The sequence below is a fragment of the Haloglycomyces albus DSM 45210 genome, from assembly GCF_000527155.1.
GTDB lineage: Bacteria > Actinomycetota > Actinomycetes > Mycobacteriales > Micromonosporaceae > Haloglycomyces > Haloglycomyces albus.
Map to the genome: position 1 here is coordinate 1060518 of NZ_AZUQ01000001.1, position 10587 is coordinate 1071104.

The window sequence follows — 10587 nt, forward strand, 5'->3', positions numbered from 1 at the left end:
CCCGAACTTTTGAATACCCGTCACCGACAACCCACCCCGCCCGGTTCACCCCCACGGGTTCGCGCGACGGTAATTGCCGCACAACGGGTGCGACAGACGTGTTTGTCACGCCGTCACAATGAGAGATAACCGAAATACGCGAGGACGGTAACCCACATGACAACTGAATTCTTGTCTCTGGCCGCCGGGCCAGAGCACCATCACTTTACCTACGGCATGATCAACCCGGTAATGGCGTTTTTCTTCTCCATCGCCGGATCGTATCTCGGGCTGACCTGTGCGCGATTTGCCCGCGCCGCCACCAATACCGCTACGCGGATCCGCTGGATCGCCCTGTCGTCCTTCGCCATCGGCGGAATCGGAATCTGGATGATGCACTTCGCCGCCATGATCGGTTTTACCGTGGACGGCAAGAACATCACCTACGACTTGGGCGTGACGGCCCTGTCGTTCGTCATCGCCGTGATATCGGTGGCGGTGGGATTGTGGATCGCGGGCACTCGGGACCAGTCGTGGTTTCGGTTGATTCCCGCCGGAACGGTCTGCGGTGCCGGAGTCGCCTCCATGCACTACACCGGAATGGCGGCGATGAACTTCGCCGGACGCCTCGATTACAATACCGCGATCGTGGCCAGCTCCATCGCCATCGCCGTCGTCGCCTCGACGGTGGCCTTGCGTTTCAGCGCCGTCATCGCTCGACGCGGCAGCATGCTCGCGGCTTCGGTGATCATGGCGATCGCAGTGTGCGGCATGCACTACACCGGAATGCTCGCCATTGTAGTCAGTGACGCACAAGCCGCCCCGCCCGGCGGAATCGAGCCGCTGACTTTGATCATTCCGATCCTCATTCTGGCCGCCGTGGGAATCATCGGTCTTATCATCGCCGTGCTCGGTGCTCCGCAAGATGCAGTCGCACCGATCAATTCTCAGCAATCCAAGGCCGACGCACAACAATCGAACGCCTCGGTTCCACGGCAGCCCACGAGTCTCTACGACTCCACAATGGCCGACAGTCACCGCCGATGACGTACCACCAGGGGTTGTCGAGCGTTGTCAGCCTCAACCCCACCGACTCTGCCCGGTCGTCTAACCACCACAATTCGCACACAACAGGAATGGAGAATAAAACGATGCAAAATGCGTCTAGTGGACAATAACCCACTGCTACCGAATAGTATTCTCCTAAGGCTTGTGCCCGATCGCTTAATCTCGCGGTTTCCCATCACGATGGGTAGAAAGGAAACGGCATATGACACCGATCGGTTCCTCTCGCGCCAAGTCTTACCTTTCGACAGGTCAAGTGAACCCGGATTCGAGTCCGTGCGGAATGTATCGCGCCGACTTAACAGAACCGATGCCCACTACCGTTCCACAATGGCCGCTTCTCGGATCCGCAACGGACCGAATAAGACACGGCCATACCCATATACGAACGGCGTAACCCCAGAACCGACACGAAACGTCGTCTCGTACTACGACCCTGGAGAGGAAACCTGAATATGGAAGAGGTTAACCACTTCACGTACGGGTGGATCAATCCGGCCATGGCCTTCGGATTCGCCTTTATCGGCTCCCTGCTGTCACTTGCCTGCATGAATCGAGCTCGGCTCGACCAAAACCCCATCCGCTCACTCACCAGCCCACGTATCGGGTGGATCGCTCTGGCATCGCTGTCGTTGGGTGGAACGGCGATCTGGATGATGCACTTTACGGCCATGATCGGTTTTCGAGTCATCGGCTCCCGCATCGCCTACGACCCGTTCGTGACCTTCCTTTCGCTGGTGGCCTCCATTACGGCCGTATCGTTCGGGCTTCTGCTGGTGGGTGCCGGCCGGAGACGCTCGATACTTCGAGTCCTGATCGCCGGACCGCCGACCGGAGCGGGCGTTGTTCTCATGCACTACATGGGGATGCACGCCATCAATATTTCCGGCGTCCTACACCACGATCACAGCTTCGTCATCGCGTCGATCGTCATTGCCCTGATCGCTGCCACCGTGGCGCTGTTCTTCGCGTTGTGGCTCAAAGGTTGGGTCGGACAGATCGTGGGTGCGTTCATCATGGCGATCGCCATCTCGGCAGTGCACTACACCGGCATGGCGGGAGTGCGAGTCACCGTTCACGACCAAGGACGACAGCAGGTCGACGGTATCGACCCGATCATGTTGACCATTCCGATTCTCATCTTGGCAACCCTGCTGATCATCGTCGTGCTCTTCACTCTGTTCACGCACCCGGTCCGCGTACGGTCGACGTCCACCGAGTCGGAACAGACCCACCCGGCGATCGATGAGACGCCCGCCCCGCAGCACCCGGAAGGCGAGCGCCACCCCAGTGATTACGGGGATCTGGATCAGATGGTCGACGACCTGCGTCCTGTTCCACCCGAGGCGACCGCCGCTCCGGCTCCGTCGCCCGGACCCCGCACGGACAATCCCTACGGACCGAGCTACTGACCGATACGGCGGCGGCTCCGCCCGTCACCGGTCGATACGGGCAGAGGCTCCACGACGTGCTCTGCGTGGTTCAGCGCCACCATTCGATGATGCGCCGACCCATGGGGTCGTCGGGGGCCTCTTCATCCGTCTCATCGGGTTCGCCGTCGCGCCACACCAACCACCATCCCAGCAACACCACTGGATACACCACGTATCCGAAACGGGTGGCGGGCATGAGTAGGAAGGCGGCGGTCAAACCGACGATGGGCCACAGGGCCGCCGTCGAGATCATGCGAGGTGGTCGACGCCAGAGAGCGACGGCGAATCCGGCGGCGGTAAGAAGCAGGAGACCCGCCGCCCATAGTTCCCCGTTCGGGGCGTGTTCGGCGATGAGGTTTCCCGGTAGTGGGGATTGGGCCGGAGAGGGTACGATTCCCTGCCCGAAACCGAAGCCGATCGTGTTGTCCCACCAGTCGCGCCAGCCCCACACCGCCAGTGGGGCGAATCCGACGACCAGTGGCACTATCGCACCGAGGCCGAAGCGGGGCAGGCGTTGGCCACGCATGGCGACCACTGCCAGGACCACGAGCGCCGGTAGGGCGAACAGTTTCAACGCCACCGCGACGGCGGCAACGACTCCCGCGCTCGCCCAACGCCGGCACCAGGCGAAGCTGAATGCCAATACCAGCAGTGACACCACGGTGAGGTCATTGGACGATACCGCGAAGTTCAGGGCGCAGGCGGGGAAGATCAGTGCCGCCTGCCAGGCACGCAGCAGGGGTCCTTTTCCGGCGTGCCGGTTCAGCAGTACCGTTGCCCAGACGAGTGCGGCGAGGGTGACGATGGCGAAGTACAGGCGGGGGTCGGTCCACCAGTGGGTGTCGAACCAGGCGGCGGGGAGCCCGAAAAGGCTCATAAGGGGTTGGTAGGGGTTGTATCCCAATACGGGTTCGGACAGTTGGGATATCTCGGGTGCGCTCATGTACGGCCCGGATCCCTCCATCATGCGGCGTGCCGATTCCTCGATGACGGGGATTTCCTCTTGTACCTCAGCGGAGCCGCCGCCTCGCAGGACGGTCATCCCTAGAAGGGGTATGAGTGCGACGGCTCCGGCGAGGCCGAGAATGACCAGCCGCCGCAACTTCCATGTCTGTGGCCAGAGTCGGTAGAGTTGCACGGCGATCAACGCCGCCGGAAGGTAGCCTCCGATCGCGGCGAAAGCCCAGAACTGGTGCGGGGCAAGGTTGCTTGCCCAGGCTGTCCATACGGCGAACCCGAGGCCGCTGAGGTACAGCACTGTGTCGATGACGATGGGCCTGGCGGTGTTGATCGGATGGGTCACGCCTCTAGATTATCCGGGACTCACCAAGGCTTTTCGAACCGTGGCCGGTTACGGTCAGAGCAGCAGGGTTGCCTGTATCCAATGTGTACCGTCGGGGGCGTTTCGACTTTGCCAACAATCGGCGATCTGATTGACCATGTACATCCCCCGCCCGCCCGGTGAGGAGAGGTCGATGGTGCGCACCGACGGACGTTGAATCGAACCGCCGTCGGTGACTGTGATCGTTATCGAATCCGCTCTGAGGTCATAGGACACTTCGAGTATTTCGCCGGGCAGGGGGCGCGCATGCCGCACCGCATTGGTGACCAGTTCGGTCGCGATGACCAATACGTCCGCCAAAGCGTCGTCGTTCAAATGCAACGGAGCCCGTCGCAGCCAGCGACGCACATCTCCGGCGGCGGTGGCCTGCGACCGAACTCGACACTTCGCGGAGGTGGTGGACGGCACGGGGTTCCTCCGTTCGGCTGGACCGATTGGGTCGACACCAGGTCACTGTGACCGAAGCGCTGCGGTGTCGTGGAGTGACACCCCAACCCAACCAGCCTCATATCGGCTATTGCAGTCAACGCACGCCCGGGAGCTCCCACGGAACCCCACGGCGGGTCCGCGTCGGGAATTCCCGAACATGGCCTAGCCTAACCCGACGGCACCTTCCATACCACTGGATTCGCTCCAGAAACCGTTTCCACCCGCATTGCCGACACTGACCGGCTATCCGGTTAACCCTTTAAGGCCAGCGCCTTCTTGATTTCTCCGGGGCGGTCGCTGAAGAGAACGTCCACGCCTTGGTCGGCGAGTCGCCGTGCCTGGTCGGGGTCGTTGACCGTCCAGCTCAACAGCCCGTAGCCGTCGTCTTTGGTGGTTGCGGCAAAGTCGGCTGCCGATTCGATGTAGTCGACCTTCGACGACAGCATTTCGACGCCGGGCGGGATTTTCCCGTAGGGGAATTCGAAGATCCACACCAAACCGCGTTCGGGGTCGAGTTCATGCCAACGTTTGAGGGCGGCTTTGGAAAACGACATGACGACCACGTCGAGTTCCGGCCAGTCGCGTAGAAATTCGAAGAAGCGTGTCTCCAGCTCGCCGCCGAATCGAGAGGGATGTTTGAGTTCGGCGTACAGTTTCACGTCTTTTCCGGAGTCGGAGACCAGTTTGAACAGCTCTTCGAGGGTGGCCAGTTCCCGGGCTTCGGGGTCGTCGGGAACATTGTCTCTATTGACCGAGAAATCGAATTTCTTCAGCTCGTCGAGGGTGAGGTCGGCGATCGCGCCTCGGCCGTCGGAGGTGCGCCGCACGTTCCGATCGTGGTGGAGTACGAGCTGACGGTCGGCGGTCAGACGCACGTCGAATTCGAGACCGTCGGCGTCTTCTTCCAAGGCTTGGCGGAACGCGGCGATGGTTTGTTCTGGCAAAAACTCGTTTGATCCGCGGTGTGCGGCTATCAGTGGTGTGGACACTCTAAAAACATACCGAAACTCAATGGCATTATCGACTGGTGCAGGAACATCAGCAATACAACCCACCCGCGCAGGGCTATCTCGATCTCGACGACGTGACCTTGGACGTGGACCGGCCGCGCCGTACCGGCTCGGCGGAGGCGGTGTTCGCTTCAGGTAAGACGACGTCGCAGGTCATCACCGCGCTCGAAGGTCTGCGTTCGGCCCACCCGGATCTACCGGCGTTGGCGACGCGGTGTAGTCGGCAGCAGTTGACCGCCATCGAGGAGCGTTTCGGCGACGCCGTCGTCGTCGACGGTCTGGCCGTGGTCGGTGGCCTCCCCGATCCCACCGTCGGCACACTTGGGGTGGTTTGTGCGGGAACATCGGATTTGCCGGTGGCCCGGGAAGCCCAGTACACCGCTCGAGCACTCGGGATTGAGACCGAACTCATAACCGACGTCGGAGTGGCGGGGATTCATCGTCTCCTGCGGCACAGCGAACGCATCGGTCGATTCGACGTGCTCATCGCCGTCGCCGGAATGGAGGGCGCGCTGCCCAGCGTCGTCGCCGGTCTCACGTCCAGTCCACTGATCGCCGTACCGACCTCGATCGGCTACGGGGCGTCGTTTGACGGCCTCGCACCGTTGTTGACCATGCTCAATTCGTGCGCCCCCGGGATCACCGTCGTCAACATCGACAACGGCTTCGGGGCGGCCCAAGCCGCCCTGCGCATGTTCCACGTATCCAATGGCACGTCAGCGGAGGTAGACGAGTGATTCAGTCTCAAACGATCGGGTGGATCGACGCTTCCGCCGGAGCCAGCGGCGACATGTTCCTCAGCGTCCTCCACGACATCGGCGTCCCCCTGCGAGTCATGCAAGAGGCCATCGACGTGCTCAACGTCGATGAGACCATCGAGCTCAGCCACAGCCCCGACTCACGTCACGGACTGCACGGCAGCCGCGTGACCGTTACCGTCCCCGCCAGCCACAACGACCGGCGCTGGTCGGCCATACGGCAGTTGATCGGCAACGCCGACCTCGCCGACGGAGTCCGCGACATCGCGCTCACAGCCTTCGAACACCTCGCCCGGGCCGAAGCGCACGTGCACGGAATGGACGTCGACGACGTGCATTTTCATGAAGTCGGCGCGCTCGACTCCATCGCCGACATCGTCGGTGCCGCCGCCGGAATCCACCATCTCGGTCTCGACCGACTCCGCTGTTCGACCGTCACCACCGGCACCGGAACCACCCGAGGAGCCCACGGCTCCATCCCACTCCCCGCGCCCGCCGTCGTGGCCATCGCCCACAACGCGGGCATGCCCATCACCGGGGAAGTCCCCTATGAAGCATGTACCCCCACCGGGGCGGCCCTCCTCGCCGCCGTGGTCGACGATTTCGGTCCCACCGACGCCATGACCGTCACCGCCACCGGCACCGGAATAGGCGTCCGCGACCCGAACGAACGCGCCAACATCCTCCGCCTCTTCACCGGCCGCCCACAATCGCAGGCCGCAGCGCGTCCGGTGGTGCTGGAGACGAACGTGGACGACTTCGATCCGCGTATGTGGCCACCCGCGCTCGACCGAATCTTGCGAGCGGGAGCGTCGGACGCGTGGCTGTCGCCCATCGTGATGAAAAAAGGACGGTCGGCCCACACTCTGCATGTTCTCTGCCGCCCCGAGGTGCGCGATCGTGTGGAGGAAACGATCTTTCACGAAACGTCCACCATCGGGCTGCGGGCGTGGGAAGTGGAGAAAACCGCCGCCAATCGCGAATTCGCGGCGGTCGAACTCGACGGTCACACCGTCTCGGTCAAAGTGGCGCGCTGGAACGACAAGGTCGTCAATGTCAGCGTGGAATACGAAGACGTCGTCACCGCCGCTCACGCACTCGATCGACCAGTCAAGGCGGTGATGGCGCGCGCCAATGCGCTCGCGGAACGCTTCTACTCTTCGGAGTGAGTGGTGTCGAGCTTGCCGTCGCCGCTGGTGTCGGCGACCGAGGTGTCGAATTTTCCGTCACTGTCGGTGTCGGCGAGGACGTGGTCGATATTGCCGTCGCCGTCGACGTCCACGGCCTTCATGTCGGCGACGCCGTCGCCGTCCTTGTCGATGTGGTATTCGGTGGAGCCGTCGTCGTTGCGGCGAACGCCCACCGTCTCGTCGTTGCCGTCGCCGGTGATGTCCATCTTGTGGACTTCGTCAAAACCCATTTGATACACCCAATCTAGAGGTATTTGTTCCGTTGCTACTGAGACTAATACTTCGCCACCAACGGACTATGCCGAGGCCCAATCACGTCGAACTTCAGCTAGGTTTAAGCCATGCATGCAGACTCAGGGTTTTCGACACGCGCCATTCACGCCGGATCCGAGCCCGATCCAGTGACCGGCGCGGTCATTCCACCGATTTACGCGACCTCCACGTTCAAACAGGACGGCGTGGGAGGACTACGTCAGGGCTACGACTACTCCCGTTCGGGAAACCCCACCCGCACGGCCCTGGAACAGTGCCTCGCCGCCGTGGAAGGTGGTCGGCACGGACTCGCCTTCGCCTCCGGTCTCGCCGCCGAGGACGCCATCATTCGGGCGTTGTTGAAGCCGGGCGACCACATCGTCATCCCCGACGACGCCTACGGCGGTACCTTTCGACTGTTCGACAAGGTGGCCAAGCGCTGGGGCGTCGACTACACTCCCGTACCCATCTCCGACACCGCCGCGATACTGGCCGCCTGCACCGACCGGACCCGCCTGGTGTGGGTCGAGACTCCGACCAATCCACTGCTGACCGTCGCCGACCTGGACACGATCATCGAGCAGTTGGCGCAGCACGACCTGTATGTGGTGGTGGACAATACCTTCGCCACGCCGTATTTGCAGCAGCCGCTTCGCCACGGCGCGGACATCGTGGTGCACTCCACGACCAAATACCTCGGCGGACATTCCGATGTAGTGGGAGGCGGAGTCATCGTCGACGACGACGAACTCGCCGATACCCTCGCTTTTCACCAGAACTCGATGGGTGGAGTCCCCGGGCCGTTCGACTCCTGGTTGACTCACCGGGGCCTCAAGACGCTCGCGGCTCGCATGGACCGCCACTGCGACAACGCCGAGCGCATCGCGTCCTTCCTCAATGAACACTCCAAAGTATCGCAGGTGTACTACCCGGGGTTGACCGATCATCCCTCCCACGACGTCGCGAAACGACAGATGCGCCGCTTCGGGGGCATGGTCAGCTTCCGTCACGCCGACGGAGAAGAGGCCGCCGTCGATCTGTGTGATCGCGCCAAGGTGTTCACTCTGGCCGAATCGCTGGGCGGAGTGGAATCGCTGATTGAACATCCCGGACGGATGACACATGCCTCGGCAGAGGGATCCGAGCTGGAAGTACCCAATGACCTCGTGCGACTTTCCGTCGGCATCGAGGACGTTGAGGATCTGATCGGCGATCTCGACCAGGCTCTAAAATAAACGGTGCGAATATAGTTCATAAAACACTCGGCACCAGACGGATCCGAGTGGAACTATAATCCACTGTAGACTAACCCCTCACACAGGTGAGACCGGCAAAGTAGCCCAGCGTCCCACAGCGATGCGACACGGCAACGGCCAGTCGGCACACACCCGACTGGCACCGGCCAACCGTCACCGACCGACACAAACCGAGGAGACGCACGTGACTTGGGCGGGTGCCACAGCACAAGACATTGCCACAGCGGTCAGACGCAACGACGCCACAGCCGTCACCATCCTGCACGACCACCTCGAACACTTCAAACGCCAACCCGGCAACGCCATCCACCACCTGCGCTACGACGATGCCGTCACCGAAGCCCAACTCATCGACGCCCTGGAATCCAGCGCCGACACCGGAACCAGCGACGGCTCCGCCGAGCTCTTCCCCGCGCCCCCGACCCCGGTCCCCGAACCCGACCGCTCCGCGCTCCCCGCCGCCGGAGTGCCCGTCATCAGCTGCCAACAGCTCCCCATCGCCGGACAGGAAAGCCAACTCGGCTCCAACGCCACCACCGTCCCCTCCGCCGAGCGCGACCACGAAGCCGTCAACCGCTTCAAGGGAGCAGGGGCCCTCATCTACGCCACCGGACACTCCTCCGAACTGGGACTCTGGCCCGCCACCGACCAACCCGGACAAATCGTCAACAACCCCCACCACCCGTACTACTCCCCGGCCGGCCCCTCCGGCGGCCTCGCCGCCGCCGTCAGCCTCGGAACCGCCCCCATCGGCATCGGCCTCGACGGGCCCGCCACCGCCGGAGGCGTCCGCACCGCCGCAGCCGCCTGCGGACTCTTCGCCTACAGCCCGGAAATCGCCCCCACCGGACAATACGACCGCACCAAGGACGCCAACGACCGCCTCAGCCACAAACCAGGCGTCATCGCCACCACCGCCGGAGACCTGGCCCTGGCCGTCAGCACCCTCACCAACAGCGAACACCAACTCAACCGCGAACCCACCCCACTGCGCATGGCCGCCACCACCTACACCCCCATGCCCGGCAAAGCCGACGACGACAACACCGAACTACTGCTGAACGTCGTACGTGAACTCACCGGTGGTGGGCACGACGTACAGCACGCCAAACCCGACTGGGGCAAACGCCTCCCCACCGTCTCCTCGGCTGTCTGGGCGACCGCCGCCTACGAGCGCTCGCGACAGTTTCGGGCGCTGCAGCGCCGCACGCGCCACCTGGCGACCGTCGGAGCCGGACTACGACGCCGGGGGACGCTCACCGGCCTCCTCGGGCAAGGCGAGCGCGCCCGTCGCCACATGGAGGACTGGTTCGCCGTCAACAACTTCGAGGCGCTGTTGACCCCGGCCTTGCCCGGACCTCCACCCTTCGCCCGTTCGTGGTCGGAGGCCACCCTGCGGGCGAACATCAACGGGCTGGCCTCGGCAGCCGCCTACAGCGCCCCGGCCAGCGTGACCGGACTGCCCGCTGTAACGGTTCCGATATCGATGCGCCACGACGGGCTCCCGGCGGGAGTGCAGATCATCGGACCGGCGGGATCGACCGAGCGCCTCCTGCAGATCGCGCGGATACTGCAGGCGGCCTTCGCCCCTCGGCGGCACGCCAAAACCGTGTCCTGGGACTGAGTTTCGCTCTGCGGTGGCGAAACTCTGGAATGTGATCGCGACCTCGCACCCCCGCTTGGCAATGCCGAAGACGGATGTGTAATATAGTCAGCGTTGCAGGGCGCAAGACCGATTCAGGTCAGCTCGCACGGGGCTATGGCGCAGTTGGTAGCGCGCTTCCATGGCATGGAAGAGGTCAGGAGTTCGAATCTCCTTAGCTCCACCAGCAGAAACGGGCCTCGGGAGTGACTCCCGAGGCCCGTTTGTTAC

At 63.1% G+C, this 10587-nt stretch carries 10 protein-coding genes and 1 tRNA gene; 7 read left to right on the plus strand and 4 right to left on the minus strand.

From position 1 onward, the window contains the following. Positions 1-156: 156 nt before the first annotated feature. Entirely contained in the window at positions 157-1026 is an 870-nt protein-coding gene (locus HALAL_RS0104955; RefSeq protein ID WP_025272942.1) for an MHYT domain-containing protein, read from the plus strand. A gap of 473 nt (positions 1027-1499) precedes the next feature. Then, positions 1500-2456 carry an MHYT domain-containing protein gene (locus HALAL_RS0104960; protein WP_025272943.1) on the plus strand — a complete coding sequence of 319 codons (957 nt, stop codon included), beginning with the start codon at positions 1500-1502 and terminating at the stop codon, positions 2454-2456. A 70-nt stretch (positions 2457-2526) separates the two neighbouring features. Here HALAL_RS0104960 and HALAL_RS0104965 read toward each other — a convergent pair whose 3' ends face one another. The 3 genes from HALAL_RS0104965 to HALAL_RS0104975 form a co-directional block, all read right to left on the minus strand. After that, positions 2527-3780: a glycosyltransferase 87 family protein gene (locus HALAL_RS0104965; RefSeq protein ID WP_051462751.1), complete on the minus strand. Its 1254-nt coding sequence runs from the start codon at positions 3778-3780 to the stop codon at positions 2527-2529. 54 nt (positions 3781-3834) lie between these two features. Next, a complete protein-coding gene (locus tag HALAL_RS17370; protein WP_025272944.1) occupies positions 3835-4227 on the minus strand; it encodes an ATP-binding protein in 393 nt (130 codons plus the stop codon). 272 nt (positions 4228-4499) lie between these two features. Continuing rightward, on the minus strand, positions 4500-5303 hold the full coding sequence (locus HALAL_RS0104975) for a glycerophosphodiester phosphodiesterase family protein (RefSeq protein ID WP_084471860.1): 804 nt from the start codon (positions 5301-5303) through the stop codon (positions 4500-4502). Between HALAL_RS0104975 and larB the strand changes: the two genes are divergently transcribed. Together larB and larC are read left to right on the plus strand one after the other, a co-directional pair. Beyond that, complete coding sequence (gene larB / locus HALAL_RS0104980) at positions 5276-5995, plus strand: nickel pincer cofactor biosynthesis protein LarB (RefSeq protein WP_025272946.1); 720 nt, start codon at positions 5276-5278, stop codon at positions 5993-5995. The genes HALAL_RS0104975 and larB overlap by 28 nt on opposite strands. Continuing rightward, positions 5992-7185: a nickel pincer cofactor biosynthesis protein LarC gene (gene larC / locus HALAL_RS0104985; RefSeq protein ID WP_245598042.1), complete on the plus strand. Its 1194-nt coding sequence runs from the start codon at positions 5992-5994 to the stop codon at positions 7183-7185. The genes larB and larC overlap by 4 nt, the downstream gene beginning before the upstream one ends. On the opposite strand, the gene HALAL_RS0104990 is transcribed toward larC, so the two are convergent. Further along, positions 7170-7436 (minus strand): hypothetical protein, encoded by a 267-nt coding sequence (locus tag HALAL_RS0104990; protein WP_025272948.1) that lies wholly within the window; start codon positions 7434-7436, stop codon positions 7170-7172. The two genes, larC and HALAL_RS0104990, sit on opposite strands and share 16 nt — an antisense overlap. Positions 7437-7547: 111 nt before the next feature. Between HALAL_RS0104990 and HALAL_RS0104995 the strand changes: the two genes are divergently transcribed. The 3 genes from HALAL_RS0104995 (at position 7548) to HALAL_RS0105005 (ending at position 10543) form a co-directional block, all read left to right on the plus strand. Beyond that, entirely contained in the window at positions 7548-8693 is a 1146-nt protein-coding gene (locus HALAL_RS0104995; RefSeq protein WP_025272949.1) for a cystathionine gamma-synthase, read from the plus strand. Between the two features lie 205 nt (positions 8694-8898). Continuing rightward, the gene (locus HALAL_RS0105000) at positions 8899-10338 is read left to right on the plus strand and encodes an amidase family protein (protein ID WP_169732405.1); all 1440 of its coding nucleotides are present in this window, start codon (positions 8899-8901) and stop codon (positions 10336-10338) included. A 129-nt stretch (positions 10339-10467) separates the two neighbouring features. Continuing rightward, positions 10468-10543 (plus strand) — tRNA-Ala (locus HALAL_RS0105005). Positions 10544-10587 lie beyond the last annotated feature (44 nt).

Bases quoted from the DNA above. Each gene is read 5' to 3' on its own strand.
- HALAL_RS0104955 (WP_025272942.1), top strand. From the start codon at position 157: ATGACAACTGAATTCTTGTCTCTGGCCGCCGGGCCAGAGCACCATCAC.
- HALAL_RS0104990 (WP_025272948.1), bottom strand. From the start codon at position 7,436: ATGGGTTTTGACGAAGTCCACAAGATGGACATCACCGGCGACGGCAAC.
- HALAL_RS0104995 (WP_025272949.1), top strand. From the start codon at position 7,548: ATGCATGCAGACTCAGGGTTTTCGACACGCGCCATTCACGCCGGATCC.
- HALAL_RS0104960 (WP_025272943.1), top strand. From the start codon at position 1,500: ATGGAAGAGGTTAACCACTTCACGTACGGGTGGATCAATCCGGCCATG.